General features: G+C 65.9%; 20 protein-coding genes and 1 tRNA gene. 11 read left to right on the top strand and 10 right to left on the bottom strand.

Annotated elements, in window-relative coordinates; all coding sequences use genetic code 11:
• The first annotated feature begins 19 nt into the window (after positions 1–19).
• Together ftsZ and lpxC are read left to right on the top strand one after the other, a co-directional pair.
• Entirely contained in the window at positions 20–1,162 is a 1,143-nt protein-coding gene (gene ftsZ, locus V6X73_RS02085; protein WP_367957974.1) for a cell division protein FtsZ, read from the top strand.
• A gap of 82 nt (positions 1,163–1,244) precedes the next feature.
• Positions 1,245–2,159, top strand: coding sequence for a UDP-3-O-acyl-N-acetylglucosamine deacetylase (gene lpxC / locus V6X73_RS02080; RefSeq protein WP_367957975.1), 915 nt, complete (start codon positions 1,245–1,247; stop codon positions 2,157–2,159).
• Positions 2,160–2,168: 9 nt separating this feature from the next.
• Here the strand turns inward: lpxC and V6X73_RS02075 are convergent, their stop codons facing one another.
• Positions 2,169–2,621, bottom strand: a complete 453-nt coding sequence (locus V6X73_RS02075; RefSeq protein ID WP_367957976.1) for a DciA family protein — start codon at positions 2,619–2,621, stop codon at positions 2,169–2,171.
• A 70-nt stretch (positions 2,622–2,691) separates the two neighbouring features.
• Between V6X73_RS02075 and secA the strand changes: the two genes are divergently transcribed.
• Genes secA through V6X73_RS02060 form a run of 3 tightly spaced genes read left to right on the top strand, consistent with a single transcriptional unit; the run spans position 2,692 to position 7,592 of the window.
• Positions 2,692–5,412 (top strand): preprotein translocase subunit SecA, encoded by a 2,721-nt coding sequence (secA, locus tag V6X73_RS02070; RefSeq protein WP_367957977.1) that lies wholly within the window; start codon positions 2,692–2,694, stop codon positions 5,410–5,412.
• Positions 5,413–5,424: 12 nt separating this feature from the next.
• Positions 5,425–6,636 carry a bifunctional glutamate N-acetyltransferase/amino-acid acetyltransferase ArgJ gene (argJ, locus tag V6X73_RS02065; RefSeq protein WP_367957978.1) on the top strand — a complete coding sequence of 404 codons (1,212 nt, stop codon included), beginning with the start codon at positions 5,425–5,427 and terminating at the stop codon, positions 6,634–6,636.
• A gap of 2 nt (positions 6,637–6,638) precedes the next feature.
• On the top strand, positions 6,639–7,592 hold the full coding sequence (locus V6X73_RS02060) for a Nudix family hydrolase (RefSeq protein WP_367957979.1): 954 nt from the start codon (positions 6,639–6,641) through the stop codon (positions 7,590–7,592).
• Here V6X73_RS02060 and yacG read toward each other — a convergent pair.
• The 8 genes from yacG to V6X73_RS02020 all read right to left on the bottom strand — a co-directional run bounded on the left by yacG (position 7,589) and on the right by V6X73_RS02020 (position 14,089).
• The gene (yacG, locus tag V6X73_RS02055) at positions 7,589–7,810 is read right to left on the bottom strand and encodes a DNA gyrase inhibitor YacG (RefSeq protein ID WP_367957980.1); all 222 of its coding nucleotides are present in this window, start codon (positions 7,808–7,810) and stop codon (positions 7,589–7,591) included. The two genes, V6X73_RS02060 and yacG, sit on opposite strands and share 4 nt — an antisense overlap.
• Entirely contained in the window at positions 7,776–8,564 is a 789-nt protein-coding gene (gene zapD, locus V6X73_RS02050; protein WP_367981207.1) for a cell division protein ZapD, read from the bottom strand. The genes yacG and zapD overlap by 35 nt, the downstream gene beginning before the upstream one ends.
• Before the next feature lie 30 nt (positions 8,565–8,594).
• Positions 8,595–9,263 (bottom strand): dephospho-CoA kinase, encoded by a 669-nt coding sequence (gene coaE / locus V6X73_RS02045; RefSeq protein ID WP_367957982.1) that lies wholly within the window; start codon positions 9,261–9,263, stop codon positions 8,595–8,597.
• Positions 9,244–10,062, bottom strand: coding sequence for a prepilin peptidase (locus V6X73_RS02040; RefSeq protein WP_367957983.1), 819 nt, complete (start codon positions 10,060–10,062; stop codon positions 9,244–9,246). Before V6X73_RS02040 ends, coaE begins: the two co-directional genes overlap by 20 nt.
• Positions 10,062–11,270, bottom strand: a complete 1,209-nt coding sequence (locus tag V6X73_RS02035; protein ID WP_367981206.1) for a type II secretion system F family protein — start codon at positions 11,268–11,270, stop codon at positions 10,062–10,064. The genes V6X73_RS02040 and V6X73_RS02035 overlap by 1 nt, the downstream gene beginning before the upstream one ends.
• 8 nt (positions 11,271–11,278) lie before the next feature.
• Positions 11,279–12,931 carry a GspE/PulE family protein gene (locus V6X73_RS02030; RefSeq protein WP_367957985.1) on the bottom strand — a complete coding sequence of 551 codons (1,653 nt, stop codon included), beginning with the start codon at positions 12,929–12,931 and terminating at the stop codon, positions 11,279–11,281.
• Between the two features lie 95 nt (positions 12,932–13,026).
• Positions 13,027–13,103 (bottom strand) — tRNA-Pro (locus V6X73_RS02025).
• Between the two features lie 8 nt (positions 13,104–13,111).
• Positions 13,112–14,089 carry a polyprenyl synthetase family protein gene (locus tag V6X73_RS02020; RefSeq protein ID WP_367957986.1) on the bottom strand — a complete coding sequence of 326 codons (978 nt, stop codon included), beginning with the start codon at positions 14,087–14,089 and terminating at the stop codon, positions 13,112–13,114.
• A 145-nt stretch (positions 14,090–14,234) separates the two neighbouring features.
• Between V6X73_RS02020 and rplU the strand changes: the two genes are divergently transcribed.
• From rplU to proB, 4 genes are all read left to right on the top strand, one after another.
• Entirely contained in the window at positions 14,235–14,549 is a 315-nt protein-coding gene (gene rplU, locus V6X73_RS02015) for a 50S ribosomal protein L21 (protein ID WP_367957987.1), read from the top strand.
• A 32-nt stretch (positions 14,550–14,581) separates the two neighbouring features.
• A complete protein-coding gene (gene rpmA / locus V6X73_RS02010; protein ID WP_367957988.1) occupies positions 14,582–14,842 on the top strand; it encodes a 50S ribosomal protein L27 in 261 nt (86 codons plus the stop codon).
• A 70-nt stretch (positions 14,843–14,912) separates the two neighbouring features.
• A complete protein-coding gene (gene cgtA / locus V6X73_RS02005; RefSeq protein WP_367957989.1) occupies positions 14,913–15,977 on the top strand; it encodes an Obg family GTPase CgtA in 1,065 nt (354 codons plus the stop codon).
• Positions 15,970–17,094: a glutamate 5-kinase gene (proB, locus tag V6X73_RS02000; protein ID WP_367957990.1), complete on the top strand. Its 1,125-nt coding sequence runs from the start codon at positions 15,970–15,972 to the stop codon at positions 17,092–17,094. The genes cgtA and proB overlap by 8 nt, the downstream gene beginning before the upstream one ends.
• Before the next feature lie 30 nt (positions 17,095–17,124).
• Here proB and rpsT read toward each other — a convergent pair whose 3' ends face one another.
• A complete protein-coding gene (gene rpsT, locus V6X73_RS01995; RefSeq protein ID WP_367957991.1) occupies positions 17,125–17,388 on the bottom strand; it encodes a 30S ribosomal protein S20 in 264 nt (87 codons plus the stop codon).
• A 117-nt stretch (positions 17,389–17,505) separates the two neighbouring features.
• Between rpsT and murJ the strand changes: the two genes are divergently transcribed.
• A complete protein-coding gene (gene murJ / locus V6X73_RS01990; protein WP_367957992.1) occupies positions 17,506–19,071 on the top strand; it encodes a murein biosynthesis integral membrane protein MurJ in 1,566 nt (521 codons plus the stop codon).
• A gap of 57 nt (positions 19,072–19,128) precedes the next feature.
• A complete protein-coding gene (ribF, locus tag V6X73_RS01985; RefSeq protein WP_367957993.1) occupies positions 19,129–20,079 on the top strand; it encodes a bifunctional riboflavin kinase/FAD synthetase in 951 nt (316 codons plus the stop codon).
• The last annotated feature ends 1 nt before the right edge of the window (position 20,080 follow it).

The raw sequence follows: 20,080 nt of genomic DNA, 5'->3' as shown, positions 1-20,080 counted from the left end.
CTTGATGGAGGGTGTGAAGATGTTTGAATTAATGGATGCCTACAATCAGAACGCGGTGATCAAGGTCATCGGTGTCGGTGGCGGCGGCGGCAACGCCGTTCAGCACATGGTCTCGGCGGATGTCGACGGCGTGGACTTTGTCTGCGCCAATACCGATGCCCAGGCGCTGCGCAACAGCACCGCCCGGACGACGTTGCAGCTTGGCCAGGGTATTACCAAGGGGCTGGGCGCCGGTGCCAACCCGCAGGTCGGCCGGGAGGCGGCCGAGGGTGATCGCGAGCGGATTGCCGAGGTCCTGGACGGCGCCGATATGGTGTTCATCACCGCCGGCATGGGCGGTGGCACGGGCACCGGGGCGGCGCCGGTTGTCGCCCAGGTGGCCCGCGAAATGGGCGTACTCACCGTTGCGGTGGTGACCAAGCCCTTCCCCTTCGAGGGCAACAAGCGCATGGGGGTGGCCGAAGAGGGCATCCGTGAGCTCGAGCGCGAGGTGGATTCGCTGATCACCATTCCCAACGAAAAACTGCTCTCGGTGCTGGGCAAGGAGCTGACGCTGCTCAATGCCTTTAAATCGGCCAATGACGTCTTGCTTGGCGCGGTCAAGGGCATTGCCGAGCTCATTACCCGCCCGGGGCTGATCAACGTCGACTTTGCCGACGTGCGGACCGTGATGTCCGAAATGGGCATGGCCGTAATGGGCTCGGGCGAGGCGAATGGCGAGGGTCGCGCCCGCGAGGCCGCCGAACGGGCCATTGCCTGTCCGCTGCTCGAGGATGCCAACATCGCCGGCGCCCACGGCATCCTGGTCAATGTCACCGCCGGGCTGGATCTATCCATTGGCGAATTCGACGAGGTGGGCAATGCCGTGAAGGAATTCGCCTCAGAGGATGCCACCGTGGTGGTCGGCACGGTGATCGACCCCGAGCTGGAAGGCGAGCTGCGGGTGACCGTGGTGGCTACCGGCCTGGCCCCGAGTCAGCCGGCGGCCGAGGCCGTCCCCACCCCCCGGTTGGTGGCGCGGACCAGCAACGGCGATGTCGATTACAACGAGCTGGAGCGCCCGGCCGTTGCGCGCAAGGCCGCGGCGGCCGGTGGCAACAATGCCGAGGCCGACATGGAGTACCTGGATATACCGGCATTCCTGCGCCGGCAGGCGGACTGAGCCGTGGTTACGACGACTGGCTGAGGTTTTTGTTATACTGCCGCAATATTTTTGCGGCACCAATCAGGCGAGTAGCGCCACAATGATTCGACAACGTACGCTGAAAAACAGCATCCGGGCAACCGGCGTCGGCCTCCATACCGGTGAGAAGGTCTACCTGACCCTCCGCCCGGCACCGGCCAACAGTGGCATCCGGTTCTGCCGGGTCGACCTGGATCCGGTGGTGGAAATCGCCGCCCATCCCGAGAACGTTGGCGATACGGTGCTCTCTACCTGTCTCAGCCGCGATGAGGTGCGGGTGGCCACCGTCGAGCATCTGCTCTCGGCGATGGCCGGCCTGGGGATCGACAACGCCTATGTGGATCTCTCCGCCCCGGAGGTGCCCATTATGGATGGCAGCGCCGGGCCATTCGTGTTTTTGATCCGTTCGGCGGGCACCCTCGAGCAGGATGCGCCCAAGCGGTTTGTCCGCATCACCCGGCCGTTGAGTCTCGAAGACCCGGATGGCAAGCGTGTCAGCTTCGAGCCCTATAACGGCTTCAAGGTCGGCTATTCGCTGGACTTCGACCATCCGGTGTTCAAAAGCGGTGAGCGCACCGCGGAGGTGGATTTTTCATCCACCTCGTTCGTCAAGGAAGTCAGTCGGGCGCGGACCTTCGGCTTCATGCGCGATATCGAGCATCTCAGGCAGAACAACCTCGCCCTCGGCGGGAGTCTGGATAACGCCATCGTCGTCGACGATTATCGGGTCCTCAACGAGGACGGGCTTCGGTATCACGACGAGTTCGCCAAGCACAAGATTCTCGATGCCATTGGCGATCTGTATCAGCTCAACCGCAGCCTCATCGGTGCCTTTCATGGCTACAAGTCGGGCCACGAGATGAACAACCGCCTGCTGCGCGAGTTGCTGCACCAGCGTGATGCCTGGGAAGAGGTGACCTTCGAGGATGAGACAACGGTCCCCATTGCCTACGACCAGCCCCTGCCGGTGACCTGACCGCGCGACCTATCCCCCGCGCCGTCTTGATGCCAGACGTCGCAACCCATCGGCCAGCCGCGGGTCCACCATCCCTTCGGCGGCGTTTTCCAGATAACGGACTGCCTCGTGGCTCAGCGCGGGCGAGGCGGCCCTCGGGCGGCGGTTGACCGGTTTGGCCAGACGAACCCGTAGTGCCGCCGGTCGGTGGCCGATGATCTCGCCGGCGGCGTCCAGCAAAGCCTGCTGATAACCACGAAGGGGCGTGGCCCAGACCGGGCTTTCGGCGACCAGCACCAGCGCGTCGGCGTCGATCGCAGCCAGCTGCCAGTGGCCCTGCAGACGCTCGGGGAGTACCGATTGCAGACGGTTGCCGGTCTGCACCAGCCAGCGCGTGTGGCGTTCGATATCGCGGATATCACCGCCGGTCGCTTTCATCACGCCGTTGATCCGTCGGGGCGATCCGGGTCGGTTGCCGGCCATGCCTGCTCCTGCTCATCCCCTGGTTGATGCGCTATAGTAGCGCGTCATTCACCTCTGCGATCGGGTCCTCATGATCAGCGGAATTGCAAAAAAGATATTCGGTAGTCGCAACGATCGACTGATCAAGCGGCTGAGTCGCCAAGTCGAGCGGATCAATCAGCACGAGTCCCATCTCGAGGGACTGGATGATCAGCAGCTGGCAGCCATGACCCCGGCACTGCGCGAACGCCTGGCGGCGGGGGAGCGGCTGGATGATCTGCTGCCCGAGGCGTTTGCCGTGGTCCGGGAGGCCGCCCGTCGCACCCTGGGGCTGCGTCACTTCGACGTCCAGCTCATTGGCGGGATGATTCTCCACCAGGGGCGGATCGCCGAGATGAAAACCGGCGAAGGCAAGACACTGGTGGCCACACTGCCGGCCTATCTCAACGCCTTATCCGGCGAGGGTGTCCATATCGTCACGGTCAACGACTACCTGGCCCGTCGCGACGCGGAATGGATGGGACGCGTCTTCCGGGCGCTGGGCATGGAGGTTGGCGTGGTGGTGCCGGGCATGGAGCCGACGGATAAAAAGGCGGCCTATCAGGCGGATATCACCTACGGGACCAACAACGAGTTCGGCTTTGATTATCTGCGCGACAACATGGCCCTGCGTGCCGAGGATCAGATGCAGCGCGGCCAGCATTTCGCCATCGTCGACGAGGTGGATTCGATCCTTATCGACGAGGCGCGCACGCCGCTGATCATCTCCGGAAAGGCCGAGCAGGCGGGCGATCTCTACGAGCAGATGAATCGACTGGTCCCCCGGCTCGAACCCCAGGAAGAAGAGGACGGCCCGGGCGATTACTACCTCGATGAGAAATCCCGGCAGGCCTTTCTGACCGAATCAGGCCAGGAGCGCGCCGAGGTCCTGTTGCAGGAGGCCGGCCTGCTCGCCGAGGGCGAGAGTCTTTACGACGCGCGCAACATCGTCATGGTCCATCATCTCAATGCGGCCCTGCGCGCCCACACCCTGTATCAGCGCGACGTCCACTATCTGGTGCAGAACGGGCAGATTGTCATTGTCGATGAATTCACCGGCCGTGCCATGCCCGGGCGACGCTGGTCGGAGGGGCTGCACCAGGCGGTCGAGGCCAAGGAAGGGGTGGAGATCCAGGCCGAGAACCAGACACTGGCATCGATCACCTTTCAGAATTACTTCCGGCTCTACGACAAGCTCGCCGGGATGACCGGCACCGCCGATACCGAGGCCTACGAGTTCCAGCACATCTATGGCCTGGAAGTGGCGGTGGTGCCCACCCATCGGCCGATGATCCGCGCCGACCATCATGATCTGGTCTTTCTCAATCAGGAAGACAAATACAACGCCATTATCGAGGACATCAAAGACTGTAATGGCCGCGGGCAGCCGGTGCTGGTGGGGACCACCTCCATCGAGAGCTCCGAGCGCATCTCGCAGGCGTTGCGTGAGGCAGGCATCAACCATGAGGTGCTGAACGCCAAACAGCACGAGCGCGAGGCCGGCATTGTTGCCCAGGCCGGGCGGCCGGGGGCGGTGACCATTGCCACCAACATGGCCGGACGGGGCACCGACATCGTGCTGGGCGGCAACTTCGATGTCGAGCTGGCCGCCCTGGGTGAGTCGGCCGATGAGGCCAGTCAGGCGGCGCTGCGCGAGGACTGGCAATCCCGTCATGATGCGGTCCTGGAAGCCGGTGGGCTGCATGTCATCGGCACCGAGCGCCATGAGTCGCGACGTATCGACAATCAGCTGCGGGGGCGTTCGGGCCGTCAGGGCGATCCGGGCTCGACACGCTTTTTCCTCTCGCTCGATGACAGCCTGTTGCGCATCTTTGCCTCCGAGCGGGTCTCGGGAATGATGCAGCGTCTGGGCATGCAAGAGGGCGAGGCCATCGAAAGCGGCATGGTCTCGCGGGTGATCGAGAACGCCCAGCGCAAGGTCGAGGCCCATAACTTCGATATGCGAAAGCATCTGCTGGATTTTGACGATGTGGCCAACGACCAGCGTCGGGTGGTGTACGCCCAGCGCAACGAGCTGCTCGTCTCGGAGGATATCTCCGGGACCATCGTTGATATGCAGGACGACGTCCTCGGCGAACTGATGAACGAGCACATGCCGCCGGGTACCATCGAGGATCAGTGGGACATCCCGGGACTGGAAGAGGCCCTGCGGGGGCAGTTCGGGGTCGACGCACCCGTGGGCGAATGGCTGGAGGCCGATGCCGAACTCGATCGCGAAGGCGTCCTCGCGCGTGTTAACGAGCAGATTGCCACGCACTACCGGGCCAAGGAACAGGAGGTCCAGGCCATCGGCGTGGATATGCGCGAGGTCGAGAAAAGCTTTCTGCTGCAGGTGCTGGACAATCAGTGGAAAGAGCATCTCGCGGCCATGGATTACATGCGCCAGGGCATCAGTCTGCGGGGGATGGCACAGCGCGATCCCAAGCAGGAGTTCAAAAAAGAAGCCTTCGCGATGTTCCAGGAGATGCTCGGGGCGATTAAGCGCGAGGCAATCCGCATTCTGTTCAACGTCAATGTGCGCAGTCAGGAGGATGCCCAGGCGGCCGAGCAACGCCGCGAGGCCGAGCGGGCCCGCGCCATGCAGTTCCAGCATGCCGAGGCCAACGCCCTCGCCGGTGACCAGGGCGCGTCAACCCAGGCGGCCGAGGGCGAGCGCCAGCCGTTTGTCCGGGGTCAACGCAAGGTCGGGCGCAACGAGCCTTGCCCCTGCGGCTCGGGCAAGAAATACAAACACTGTCACGGCCAACTCTAGGCGGCGGGCGGCGTGGCTGTTGGCAATGATCGCCTGCCGCGGCTCCATCCGGTCGACGGGGTCCGGGTGGCCACCGTCAGCGCCGGTGTCCGCAAGGCCGACGAACTCGACCTGGTGGTCTTCTCGCTGGCGCCCGGCAGTGAGGTCGCGGCGGTATTCACCCGCAACCGGTTCCGTGCCGCGCCGGTGCGGACCGCCGAGGCCCATCTGGCGGCCCTGTCGCCACGCTACTGGTTGATCAATACCGGGAATGCCAACGCCGGGACCGGCGAACATGGCGAACGGGCCGTGGCCCAGAACTGCCAGGCCCTGGCCGATTTGACCGGGTGTCAGGCCAGCGAAGTCCTGCCGTTTTCGACCGGGGTCATCGGTGAACCGCTCGCCGCCGATCGCATCGACGCGGCCCTGCCGCAGGCGCTGGAGGCGCTGAGCGACGAGGGCTGGGCGCTGGCCGCCGATGGCATCCGCACCACCGATACCCGGCCCAAGGGCGATAGCATGCGTCTGCCGCTGAGCGGCGGCGAAGTGACACTCACCGGCATTGCCAAGGGCTCGGGCATGATCCGCCCGGACATGGCGACCATGCTGGCGTTTATCGCCAGCGATATCCGTATCCCGCAAAACCGGCTCCAGGCGTTGTTGGAGGTGGCCGTCGCCGAGAGCTTCAACCGCATCACCGTGGATGGGGATACCTCGACCAATGATGCCTGCAGCCTTGTGGCCACCGGTGCCAGCGGCATCGGGCTTGAAACCCCCGAAGACGAGCGGCTGTTCGCCCGGGCGCTCGGCCAGCTTTGTCAGCGCCTTGCCCGGGCCATCGTCGCCGATGGCGAGGGGGCAACGCGGCTGGTGACGGTCCGCGTCGCCGGCGCGCGGACAGTGGCCGAGGCCGAGCAGGTGGCCTTTACGGTGGCGCAGTCGCCTCTGGTCAAAACCGCGCTTTTCGCCGGTGATCCCAACTGGGGGCGGATCCTGGCGGCGGTGGGCCGGGCGGGGATCGCCGACCTGGCGCTGGATCGGGTGTCGATCGCCATTGGCGATTATCCCATCGCCGAGGCCGGGGCATTGAGCCCGGATTATGACGAGCGCAAGGCGGCGGCTCGCATGGGCGCCGATGAGTTGACCCTCGATATCCAGCTGGGTCGCGGCGATGCCGAGGCCTCGGTCTGGACCTGTGACCTTTCCTATGATTACGTCCGCATCAATGCGGAATACCGCAGCTGAGCATGAGCGGAGCGGGACCGGTCCACGTGGCCGTCGGGGTCGTCCAGGACGGCGCTGGCCGGATCGTGATTGCCCGCCGCGACGCCCATCGCCACCAGGGGGGGCGCTGGGAGTTTCCCGGCGGCAAGATCGAGCCCGGAGAAACGCCGTTCACGGCACTCCAGCGCGAGCTCGCAGAAGAGCTCGGCGTGACGGCGGAGGCGGCATCGCCATTGATTCGCATCCCGTACGACTATGGCGACCGGCAGGTTGTGCTTGATGTGATGCGCGTCACCGCCTATAGCGGTGAGCCCGAGGGCGTCGAGGGCCAGCCCCTGGCCCGGGTCGCGATTGATTCGCTCGATCCGGTGGCGTTTCCGGCCGGCAACCGGGCAATCATCACGGCCCTGCGCCTGCCATCCACCTATATCATCAGCCCGGACTGCCATGACCCGGACGACTGGCTGGCGCAGCTCGACCGCTGCCTGGCCGGTGGTACGCGCCTGATTCAGTTCCGGGTCCGCGGTGAATCGCCCGGCCGTGACCGACTGGCCAGTGAGGCGGTCAAGCGATGCCATGCCGGCGGCGCCGTGATGCTGGTCAATGGCGATGCAACACTGGCCGAAGCCTCGGGCGCCGACGGTGTGCATTTGAATGCCCGGCAATTGCGGGATTGCAACCGACAGTCACTGTCGGGCTTTACATGGATTGGGGCCTCCTGCCACAACGGCCCCGAGCTGGCGCGGGCGGCCGATCTGGGTGCGGATTTTGCAGTGCTTGGCCCCGTGGCGCCGACCGCCAGTCACCCGGGGGCAGCGCCGCTGGGGTGGGCGGCGTTTGCCGACGCGGTGGCCGCGGCCCGGCTACCGGTCTACGCCCTCGGCGGCATGGGCCGGGCGGATACCGAGACGGCCATCACCCACGGCGGCCAGGGGGCTGCCGGTATTCGCGGGTTCTGGCCCGGCCTGTCGGGTTAGTGGGGGTCGTTGTCGCCGGGTGGCGGGGGATCGGCGGGCTCGCCCGGAATACGATGCCCTTCGTCCAGCCACTCCCCCAGGTCGACCAACCGACAGCGCCTCGAGCAGAACGGCCGATAGGTGGACGATGCCGTCCACGGCACCGGCGTGCCACATTGCGGGCAGCTGACCTGCGCGGGTTGATCAGATGACACAGCGTTCCAGGATGAACGAGACATCGTTGTCCACCTGTTGGGGTCGCTCGCCGGAGCGGGGTTGCTGGAGGAAGCGGATGTTGCAGTAGTGCCGGCTCCCGCTGATCTCTGGATAAACGCCGGCACCGCCCGGGACGGTGATGCGCAGCATCTGATACGGGGTGGCCCGGTCGAGCATGGCCTGGAAATTGCCGCCGGGGGCACTCTCTTCGATGGGGTCGGCGCTGTGCCGGAGCAGCTTGAGTACCATGGCGACCCCCTTGTCGATCAGCTCGAAGGCGTCATGCCAGTGCGCAAGAAGCGCCTGACGTTCGGCGACCGGGGTTTCGAGCCATAGATGATAGCCCGGCAGGTCAAAGGCGCAGGTGCCTCCGGGCACGCCGGCGCGTTGTTCGATGGTGGTGAGAAAGGCGTTGTCGCTGACCGCCGCCGGAATGCCGGTGGGGGCATTGCGCAGCCGGCCGGCGAGCGCGTTACAGTCCTGGATCACCGGCTCGAGCAGACCGCTGTCGACCTCGGGCCGTTGCTCAAGCTGGGTGAGGCTGGCCTCGATTCGGTCGAGCTCTTTCTGTAGCTCGGAGCGGACATCGCTGCGAGTGAGCAGGCTTTTGACATCCAGCAGTGCGTTCACAGCCTCACGGGTATGCCAAGCGCTTTCACCGGCGGCGCCGAAGCGGTACTGGGCGAACAGAAACTCAAGACGCAAGAAGGTCCGCATCCGCTCGTTGAGCGGATACTCATACACGATTGGCTCATCCAATGCGTCCGAATTGCCCACGCATGCCCTCCAATGGATCCTGCGGCATTCTCACTCACTCGGGCCGGTGGGCACAAATGGGGGGGATGACCGGCGCGCCGCCAGGTCCCGATATCGACGATCCAGTGCTGCGATCTGTGACTGCAGTGCCGTGTGGTTGTGCCGATTGTCGATGATGTCATCGGCGATGGCCCGGCGTTGATCCGCATTGGCCTGGTTTTCGAGCATTCGGCGTGCAGCGGGCGCACTGAGCTGGTCGCGTTGCATCACGCGGCGTTTCTGATCAGCGGCCGAGGCATCCACAAGCAGGATACGGTCAAAATGATCCTGCCAACCGGCCTCCACCATCAGCGGTACGACGACGATGGCATAGGGTGTGGTCAAGGCTGCGAGGCGTTGCGCCATCAAAGCCTCGATTCGCGGATGGGTAATGGCTTCGAGGGTCTCGCGCGCGGTCGGGTCGGCAAAGATCCGATCCCGAAGTGCCCGTCGGTCGAGTTGCCCGTCGTCGGTGATCACCTCCGGCCCAAAGGCGTCGCGGACGGCTTCCAGCCCCTCGGTGCCGGGGGCCACGACCTCACGGGCCAGGTCATCGGTGTCGATGACCGGCACCCCCAGCCGGGCAAACGCCTGTGACACCGTGGACTTGCCGCTGGCCACACCGCCGGTCATCCCGACCCGAAGGCCGACGCCGTTGTGGCTAGAGGTAGAACCGCTCATGCCCCCAGACTAGCGTGATCCAGCCCGCCAGGGCGAGCCAGGGGCCAAAGGCGAGGTGATTGTCACCGCCGGTGCCAGGCCAGCGACGCACCAGCAGCCAGAGACAGCCGCCGCCGGCGGCGAGCAGCAGAACCACTGGCAGGGCCGCGGGTCCGGCCCAGGCGCCGAGCATCGCCAAGAGCTTGCAATCGCCGCCGCCCAGGCCATCGTGGCCCCGCACCAGGCGATAGGCGCAATTCAGCCCGGCCAGTAGTGCATAACCCGCGGCCGCACCGATGATGGCGCCACTCGGCCCGGGCATGGACGCCACCGGCATGACGCTCAAAAGCAGCCCGATCCAAAGACCGCTGAGCGTCAGGCTGTCCGGCAGCAGCCGTGTCTCGGCGTCAATCACCGACAACGCCACCAACCAGAGACTGACGAGGGTCAGGGCAGCGGTCCGCCACGGGTCGGCCTGGGTCGCCCAGACCACCATCACTACCAGGGTGGTCACTGATTCGATGACCGGATAACGCAGGCTCACCTGCTGCCGGCAGACCGAACAACGCCCCAGGCCGATGGCCCAGCCCACAAGCGGCAGGTTGCGGTACCAGGGGATCACCCCGCCGCAGCGAGGACAGCAGGAACGCCAGGCTCGCTCGGGGGTGGTCGTGGGACCGTTCGACTCGGTTTGCCATAACGGCAGCAACCGCAGCGCTATCCGATGGGTGAGCATGGTCAGAAAGCTGCCCGATACCAGACCGAGCACGAGCGAGGCGCTCAAGCCGATGCAGTAATGAATGGTGTCGGCGGCGATCATCAAAACACCGCGCCCATGCGAAAGACCGGCAGATACATGGCGAAGACCAGGGCGCCGACCAAAAGGCCCAGCAAGGCCATCATCAACGGCTCGATGCTGCTTGTCAGGGCACTGACCCGCCGCTCGAGCTCGCCCTCCTCGGCAGCGGCTAGCTCATCAAGCAGTGCGGGTAGCCGGCCGGTGGACTCGCCTACGGCGGCAACCTGAGCCAGTGCCGGCGAAAAGCCCTCGCTGCGGGCGATGGCATCGGCCATCGAGCGCCCGGCCCGGAGCTCGTGAACCATGCGCGTGACCAGCCGCTGGTAGTGGTGGTTATCCAGCGCCCGTGCCACCGCCGACAACGCCTCGGTGGCCGGCACATCGGCGCGCAGGAGCAACGCCAGGGTCCGGGCAAAACGACACAGCAACGCCCGTCGATGAACGCCGCCGTAGATCGGCAGTCGCACCCGCAGCCGATCGCGCAGGTGGTGCAGGCGGGGCAGGTACCGGGCGAATCCCCAGAGCAATGGCAGCAACCCGGTCAGCATCGGGACGAGCGTCCCCCCGCCGGTGCGAAACCAGCGTGACAGGTCAATCACCGATTGGGTGAATGCCGGCAAGGGTGCATCGAGATCGCTGAACATCGCCTCGAAACGGGGGATGACGAAAATCAGTAATGCCGCGGTGACCAGCAGGGCGACCGCCAGGACCAGACCAGGATAGAAAAGCGCCCGCCGCAGGCGCTGCCGCGTCTGCGCCAGGCGTTGTCGATGATCGACGATGCGACGCAGCAGGGCGGGCAGTTCGCCGGACTGCTCACCGGCGGCAATCAACCCGCGTGCCAGCTCATCGAAGCAGCTGGGCCACTCGGCGAGTACCGCTGACAGGTCGCTGCCACTGGCGATTCCCTCGGCGAGGCTCTCGAGCAGACGGCGGCCGGCACCGTGCCGTTCCTCGGCGGCGAGCATCTCCAGCGCCTGGGCCAGGGGGATGCCGGCGTCGATGAGCGCGGCCATGCGCTGGAGGATGCGGGTGATGTCCTGCTCGCGCAGTCGGGGACGCGCGGGGTTGATCAGCCGGTCAAACCAATCGGGCAGCGAGAGGGCCCGCGTGGTGATCACCCCCTGGTGGCGGAGCCGTTGCTGGAGCTGCCGTTGACTGCGTGCCGGCGCCAGTCCCATCCGGTTTCGTCCGTGCCGGTCCGTGCCCTGCCAGATGAAACTTCGCATGGCTCTCATCACCGGATGATGCGATCGATTTCGGTGCGGCTGGTGACTCCCTCGGCGACACGCTGCAAACCAATGGCATGCAGATTCTCATAACCCGCTCGCCGGGCTGCCGACAGCAGCTGCGATCGCGTCCCGCCGGCGGCGATGCATTCGGCAAGCGCTGGTGTGACGGCGAGCAGCTCGTGGATGCCGGTGCGGCCGTCATAGCCGTCGCGGCATCGGTGACAGCCGACCGGCGCAAAGTCGACGCCCGATTGGCAGCTGCCATCGGATCCATGGTCCTCGGCGCCCGCCGCCGGCCCGGCCGGCCGCCGGCATTCCGGGCAGAGGCAGCGCACGAGACGCTGCGCGGTGATCAGATTGAGCGTTGCCGCCAGACTCCATCGCGGGATCCCCATGTTGGCCAGTCTTGTAATGGCCCCCAGGGCATCGTCGGTATGCAGCGTCGAGAGGACGAGATGGCCGGTTTGAGCCGCCTTGATGGCGATTTCGGCGGTCTCGCGGTCGCGGATCTCACCGACCATCATGATGTCCGGGTCCTGTCGCAGAAAGGCGCGCAGCGCTGCGGGAAAATCCAGTCCGATGCGCGGATTGATGGAGACTTGGTTGACCCCAGGCAGGCGAATCTCGACCGGATCCTCCACGGTGAGCAGATTGCGCTCGGGGGTGTTGAGCGTCTCCAGGCCGCTGTAGAGGGTCATGGTCTTGCCCGAGCCGGTCGGCCCGGTCACCAGGATGATGCCATAGGGCCGTTGCAGGGCCTGCCGGTACTGCTCGATCTGGGCGGCCGTCATCCCCAGCCGATCCAGGGCCAGGGCACGGTGGCTGCCATCAAGCAGCCGCAGCACCAGCTTTTCGCCAAAGAGCGTGGGCAGTGTGCTGACGCGGAAATCCAGCGGCGCGCCGGCGTCACGGGCGATGCGGATGCGGCCGTCCTGCGGCAGGCGTCGCTCGGCGATGTCCAGACGCGCCATGACCTTCAGCCGGGTTGTCAACCGCGGGCCGAGCGGCGCAGGCGGGACGGCCGTCTCCTCGAGCAATCCATCCTGACGCAGCCGGATCCGGTAGCCATCCGCCAGTGGTTCGAGATGGATATCCGACGCCCCCTCGGCGGCAGCGCGACCGAGGAGTTCATCGATGTAGCGGGCTGCCGGTGAGTCGTCACCGGTGTCATCGCCATCGCGAAGGGTGATGGCGCTTTTGCGTGTCGCCGCGGCGGGGGCATCCTCGGGCGCAAGTGCATCGAGACAGGCCTTGAGGCGGTCGTCGGCAGCGATCACCGGAGTAACGGATAAACCGGTTTTCAGGCGGATCGTCTCCTGGGCGTTGACATTGCCCGGATCCGAGACCGCCACCAGCAGGCCGCCATCGCCGATTCGCAGCGGCAGGGCATGCAGGCGGCGCAACAGGGCGGGGTCCAGGGGCGGCAGCTGCGAGGGCTCATGCTCGGCGCCCGGGTCGCAGAGGCGCAGCCCGAAAAGCCGCGCCAGGCAGTCCGCCAGTGCCGCCGGCGATACCTGCCGATGATCCAGAAGGTAGCGGACCAGGGACTGGTTGTGGTGGCGGGCCCGTTCGAGGGCCGCATCGATCTGCGCCGGGTCGACCAAACCCTCGTCGATGAGCTGCTGCGCAATGGCCGGTCGTCTTCGGGGTGCGGGCACCGGATGCTGCTCCAATCGCCGTCAGGGACGTCGATCACAGCATGGGTTTCACCGTTGTTCCGGGCAGTGGTTCACAACCTGAGGCATTCGATAAGTGGTCGGGGTGACTGGATTCGAACCAGCGACTCCTGCCTCCCGAAGACAGTGCTCTACCAAGCTGAGCTACACCCCGTTCTGGGACTAGTGGTCCCGCCCGACCGAAAACCGGGCGAGATCACTGAGCGCCGATCGGAAGTCGTTTTCCGGGAAGGCCTCCAGCGCCTCCAGCGCCCGGTCGGCTTCGGCCTCGGCGAGCGCGCGAGTATAGGCAATCGACCCGGTCTGCGCAATTGTCTCGGCCACTCGGGTCATGTCTTCACGGCCGCCCTGTTCGATGGCCCGCTGCAGGACGGTCCGGGCCTCGCCGTGGCTTTGCGCCAGGCTGTGGATAATCGGCAGGGTCGGCTTGCCCTCCGCCAGATCATCGCCAATGTTTTTGCCGGTGGCGGCGCTGTCGCCGTCGTAGTCGAGTGCGTCGTCGGCGAGCTGGAAGGCAATCCCCAGGTGCCGTCCGTAGGCCGCCGCCGCGTCGGTCAGCCGGGTGTCGCCGGGGTGAGAGAGCCGGGCGGCGAGCCGGCAGCCGGCCTCGAACAGCACAGCGGTCTTGCGATGGATGATCTCCATGTAGCGGGTCTCGGTGACATCGGCGTCATGGATGTTCATCAGCTGCATGACCTCACCCTCGGCGATCTGATTGGTGGTCCGCGAGAAAACCGACATCACGGTCATATCCTCGAGCTCGACCATCATCTGGAAAGCCCGTGTATACAGAAAGTCGCCCACCAGGACGCTGGCCTCGTTGCCCCAGATCTGGTTGGCCGTATCGCGTCCGCGGCGGACGGCGGAGTCATCTACCACATCATCATGCAGCAGGGTGGCGGTGTGGATGAGCTCGACGGTGGCGGCGAGCAGCGCATGGCGGGTGTCGTCCGGTGGGTGGCCAGCAAGCCGTGCCGTCAAAACGGTCACCATGGGCCGCAGGCGCTTGCCTCCGCCGCCGACGATGTACTGTCCGAGCTGGTTGATCAGCGCCACATCCGAGCGCAGCCGCTCGGTAATCATCGTGTCCACCGCCTTCATGTCCGTGGCGACGCGTTCGCGGATACGGGTTATGTCCATGGCGGGCGGGGTACTATGTCGAGAAAAGGACACTGGATGCTAGGAAGGGGGCGTGGGGGTGTCAAGCGAGGCGACGAGCGTTGACGCTCGCCCCCGATGCGGCTATCCTTCTGCGGTTTTGAACCATTCCTCGGGAGAAATCCAGATGTACGCGGTTATCAAGTCGGGCGGCAAACAGTATCGGGTTGCTGAAGGCGATGTGCTGCGGGTTGAAAAGCTCGAAGCCGAGGCCGGCGAGACGGTGACCTTTGATGATGTGCTTCTGGTGGCCGACGGCGACAAAGTGACCGTGGGAACGCCGCGGGTGGACGGTGGCAGCGTCTCGGCCGAAGTCGTTGCCGAAGCCCGCGCGCGCAAGATCGAGATCGTCAAGTTCAAGCGCCGGCAGGACTATCAGCGCCACTACGGCCATCGTCAGCCCTACACCGAGGTCCGTATTACCGGGATCAAGGCCGGTTGAACGTTTGGGATTTACGCGGAGACTAGACAGGCATGGCACATAAAAAGGCAGGCGGCAGCACACGAAACGGCCGCGATTCGCAATCCAAACGGCTGGGCGTGAAGCGCTTCGGCGGCCAGGCAGTGGTGGCCGGGAACATCCTGGTGCGCCAGCGGGGTACTCACTTCCATGCCGGCGAAAATGTCGGGATCGGAAACGACCATACCCTGTTTGCGAAAACCGACGGACATGTGGTGTTCGCCCGCAAGGGCCCACTCAAACGGCGGGTGGTCAGCGTTCAGCCGGCGGGCTGATCCCGAGCGGGCCGAAGCCGCCCCACCAGCCCCGCCCCGAGCGGGGCTTTTTGTTAGCGGGTAAGCGACCATGAAATTCGTTGACGAGGCCAGCATCCAGGTGACCGCCGGGGATGGGGGTGATGGTTGCGTGAGCTTTCGGCGCGAGAAGTATATCCCGCGGGGTGGGCCGGATGGGGGCGACGGCGGTCGCGGGGGCAGCGTCTGGCTGGTGGCCGATCCGGGGCTCAATACGCTCGCCGATTTCCGTCACAGCCGGCGTTTTGCCGCCCAGCGTGGCCACAACGGACAGGGGCGGCAGATGACCGGTCGTTCCGCCGAGGACATCGTCATCCCGGTGCCGGTGGGGACGGTTGTCCGGGATGCGGATACCGATGAACTGCTCGGCGATCTCACCCGCAGCGATGAAAGGCTGTGTGTGGCCGCCGGCGGCGAGGGCGGGCTGGGTAACGTCCACTTCAAGAGCTCGACCAATCGGGCACCGCGACAGTCGGTGCCTGGCACCGCCGGCGAGCGGCGTCGACTGGCGCTCGAGCTTCGATTGCTGGCGGATGTGGGGCTGCTGGGGTTGCCCAATGCGGGCAAATCCACCTTTTTGCGGGCGGTCTCCGCCGCCCGCCCGCGGGTAGCGGATTATCCTTTCACCACCCTCCATCCCGGGCTGGGGGTGGTTCGGATCGGCCCGGGGAGTAGTTTTACGGTTGCCGATATCCCCGGGCTGATCGAGGGCGCCGCCCAGGGCGCCGGGCTGGGGACCCGGTTTCTGCGTCATCTCTCGCGGACGCGTTTGTTGCTCCACCTGGTGGATGCCGGCTCGCTGCTCGAGGGGCGTGACCCGGTGGCCGAGGTCGAGACCGTAGCCGGCGAGCTGCAGGCCTATCATGCCGATCTTGCCGCGCGGCCTCGGTGGCTTGTGGTCAACAAGTCGGATCTATTTGCCGACAATACCGCGGAGACGCTCGCCGAGACACTCCGGCAGCGGCTTGAGTGGTCCGGGCCGGTTTTTATCGTCTCGGCCGAAACCGGTGCCGGCATTGAGGCGGTATGCCAGGCGGCCATGACTTTTCTGGACGAATCCGGTCAAAGGCCAGGGCGCGAAGGGCCAGTGCAGCAGGAGACGGCGGGCGATGACTGAGCGGCTCAACGAGTCCCGGCGCCGATGGGTGATCAAGGTCGGCAGTGCGCTGGTCACCAATCATGGACGCGGGCTCGATCATGAACGCATCGCTGCCTGGGTGGATGGGATCATGGCCATCCGTCAACAGGGCATCGAGGTGGTCCTGGTCTCTTCGGGCTCGGTGGCGGAGGGCGTGCGGCGATTGGGTTGGCAGGATCGACCCCATGCCTTGCATCAGCTCCAGGCTGCCGCCGCGGTCGGGCAGATGGGACTGGTGCAGGCCTATGAAAGCCGCTTTCAGGCCTTCGGCGCGAAAACCGCCCAGGTGTTGCTGACCCATGAGGATCTGGCCGATCGGCAGCGCTATCTCAACGCCCGGGTGACCCTGCGGGCCCTGCTTAATCTGGCGGTGGTGCCGGTGGTCAACGAAAACGACACCATCGCCACCGAGGAAATCCGGTTTGGAGACAATGACACCCTGGCCGCGCTGGTCAGCAATCTGATCGAGGCGGAGCGCCTGGTGATCCTCACCGACCAGGCCGGGTTATTCGACAGCGATCCGCGGGCCAACCCCTGGGCAGCGCTGGTGGAGGAGGCCGAGGCCGAGGATTTGGGGCTCGAGCGAATGTGCTCGGATGCCCCGGGGGTCCTCGGTCAGGGCGGGATGCGGGCCAAGGTCATGGCGGCACGACGGGCTGCACGGGCCGGGGCGGCCACGGTGATTGCCTCGGGCCGGGAGGCGGCGGTACTCGAGCGGCTGGCGGCCGGCGAGCGCTGCGGGACCTTGTTGACGCCCTCTCGCGAACCACTGGCCGCACGCAAGCAATGGCTCGCCGGGCAGCTCCAGGCGCCCGGTCGGGTCTGGCTGGATGACGGCGCGGTCCGGGTGCTGCGGGAGGGAGGTGCCTCACTGCTGCCGGTGGGCGTGACGCGGGTGGCCGGGCGGTTCCGGCGGGGCGAGCTTGTGCTCTGCCTCGATGCCCGGGGCGAGGAGATTGCCCGGGGGCTCATCAACTATGACGCCGAGGCGGCGGATCGGATTAAGGGCATGGCGAGCGATGATATCGAGTCGGTGCTCGGCTATGTGACCGAGCCCGAGTTGATTCATCGAGATAACCTGGTGTTAACCGGCTGATGCCGGGTCGCCCCCGGCGGCCGCAAAGCGCTAGCCGAGCGCCTTGATCTGCTGGGACAACCGGCTTTTGTGCCGGGCGGCCTTGTTTTTGTGGATCACCCCACGGGTGGCCATCCGGTCGAGCACCGGGACTGCCTCGTTGAACGCGGCCTCGGCGGCGGCCTTGTCGCCCTTAGCGATGGCGGCGGTCACCTGCTTGAGCTTGCCGCGCATCATCGAGCGACGCGCCTGGTTGTGGCGACGCCGATGCTCAGCCTGGCGGGCGCGTTTCTTGGCGGAGGCAATGTTGGCCAACGTGATGCTCCTGTCAGAGGTTCGTCTCGAAGAAAAGAGCGGTAATATGCGAATCTTGGCGGGGAATGTCAACCACGGCCGGCCACAGCGCCGGTCCTCGGGACAAGGGAGGCGGGGTTGCGCGCCGGGCTGTGGCAATCGGTAATGACCTTTGGCAGTTGGACGCTGCTCTCCCGGGTCTTCGGGCTGGTGCGGGACATTGTGCTGGGCGTGGTTTTTGGCCCCTCCGCGGCCACGGACGCGTTTTTTGTCGCCTTCAAGATCCCCAATTTCCTGCGCCGACTGTTTGCCGAGGGGGCCTTTCAGCAGGCCTTCGTGCCCGTGCTTGCCGACGCCCGTCGCGCCGGCGGCGATGCCGAGGTCCGCGCGCTCCTGGCACGGGTGAATGGCTGCCTCGGCGCTGTCCTGCTGGTGCTGACTAGTCTGGCAATGGCCGCCTCGCCGGGGCTGATCACCCTCTTTGCCCCCGGGTTCGCCGATGCCCCCGCCCAGCTTGCCCTGGCGGCAGAGATGCTTCGCTTGACCTTTCCGTATCTGCTGCTCATCGCCTTGACCGCTGCGGCGGCGGCGGTGCTGAACACCTATGAGAGTTTCGGCCCACCCGCCTTTGCCCCGGTTTTGCTCAACCTGGCTTTGATCGGCGCCGCCTGGCTGGTCGCGCCCCGGCTCGAGACCGGGGTCATGGCACTGGCCCTGGCAGTGCCGGTGGCCGGCGCGCTGCAGCTGGCGCTGCAGCTGCCATTCCTCTGGCGCCGCGGTCTGCTGCGCTGGCCGACCCTGCGGTGGCGGGACGCGCGGGTCCGTCGCATCCTGCGGTTGATGGGGCCGACGCTTTTCAGCACATCCGTCCAGCAGCTAAACCTGTTGCTCGACACCGTGCTGGCCTCCTTTCTGGTGGCCGGCTCCATCAGCTGGCTGTACTGGTCGGATCGGCTCATGGAGTTTCCGCTGGGGATTTTTGGGGTGGCGCTCGGCACGGTCATCCTGCCGCGGCTATCCAGCGACCATGCACGGGTCGATCCGGCGGGGTTCAACGCCACGCTGGACTGGGCCCTGCGGCTGACCGCGGTATTGATGGTCCCGGCAACACTGGGCCTGGTGGTATTGGCCCAGCCATTGTTAACCACGCTTTTTCAGTACGGGGCGTTTGCCCCGGCTGACGTGGCAGCGGCGAGCTACTCGTTGATGGCCTATGGCGCCAGTCTGATGGCGTTTGTGCTGGTCCGGGTTCTGGTGCCGGGGTATTTTTCTCGGCAGGACACCCGCGGACCGGTTCGCTGCGCCATCGCGGCGATGCTCGTCAACATGGCTGCCAGCATCACCCTGGTGCTGATGCTGATCGGAACCGGTCTCGCCCATGCGGGCCTGGCACTGGCGACAGGCCTGGGCGCCTGGACCAATGCCCTTTTGCTCTATCGGGGCCTGCGCGCCCAGGGCATCTATCGCCCCGGCGCCGGCTGGGCCTGGCTATGGCCGCGGATCGGGCTGGCGGCGCTGGTCATGGTGGCGGTGCTGGCCTGGCCCGCCGCCCAGCAGACGTTCTGGCTGGCCCAGGGGGCGGTGGTCCGGGTGGTGGCCATGATCGGGCTGATCGCGGTGGGGGGGCTGGTCTACTTTGCCGTGCTCTGGGCCGCCGGGCTGCGGCCGGCAGCGCTGGCGGAGCCGCGGCCCGAGCATGGCTGATCAATGGCCGGCTGGCGTATACTCTAGGCCTTTTGCACCGGTATCCGGGAAGACCGTATGGAGCTCATAAGAGGCGCCCACAACCTGAGCGAAAGGCACCGGGGGTGTGTTGCGACCATCGGCAACTTCGACGGCATCCACCGGGGCCATCAGGCGGTGATCGAAGCGCTGCATCAGGCAGCCGCCCGACTGGGCCTGCCCGATATGGTGATCCTGTTCGAACCCCAGCCGCGTGAGTTCTTCGCCCCGCAGACCGCGCCCGGGCGGATCACCCGGCTGCGCGACAAGCTGCGCATCCTCCGGGAGCTGGGGGTACAGCGGGTATTGTGTCTGCGCTTCGACGCCCGACTGGCGGCCCAGCCGGCGGAAGCGTTCATCCAGACGCTGCTTCACCAGGCCCTGGACGTACGCTTTTTGATGGTGGGCGACGACTTTCGCTTTGGGCACAAGCGCCGGGGCGATTTCGCCATGCTCGCCGAGGCCGCCGACCAGTATGGGTTCGAGTTGTCGCGGATGCCGACGGTGCAGGAGGGGGATAGTCGGGTGAGCAGCACCAGGGTGCGAGAAACCCTGGCCGCCGGCGATCTGGCCACCGCCGCGCGCCTGCTTGGCCGCCGGCTTCGGATCTCAGGGCGCATCGTCCGGGGTCAGGCCCTTGGCCGCGAGCTTGGATGGCCAACCGCCAATATGGCCTTTGGCAAACATCCCCCGCCCATGCGCGGTATCTTTAACGTCTTGGTCCACGGACTGGGTGATCCGGTGCCTGGCGTGGCCAGTCTGGGCACACGGCCAACGGTCAACGGGGTCGAGACATTGCTCGAGACCTATCTGATCGACTTTGCGGGTGATCTCTACGGCCGTCATGTCGAGGTGGAGTTCATCCACCGCCAGCGCGATGAGTGGGATTTCGAGGGGCTGGACGCGCTCAAGCGTCAGATCGCCATCGATGTCGCGCAGGCGCGTGATTGGTTTGACGGCTTCGATGCAACAAACACGACGGCAGGATGAG

The sequence above is a fragment of the Spiribacter pallidus genome, assembly GCF_040838495.1.
GTDB classification, from domain to species: domain Bacteria; phylum Pseudomonadota; class Gammaproteobacteria; order Nitrococcales; family Nitrococcaceae; genus Spiribacter; species Spiribacter pallidus.
Note: the sequence above shows the minus strand (reverse complement) of the source record. Positions and strands in the feature narration are given on the sequence as shown.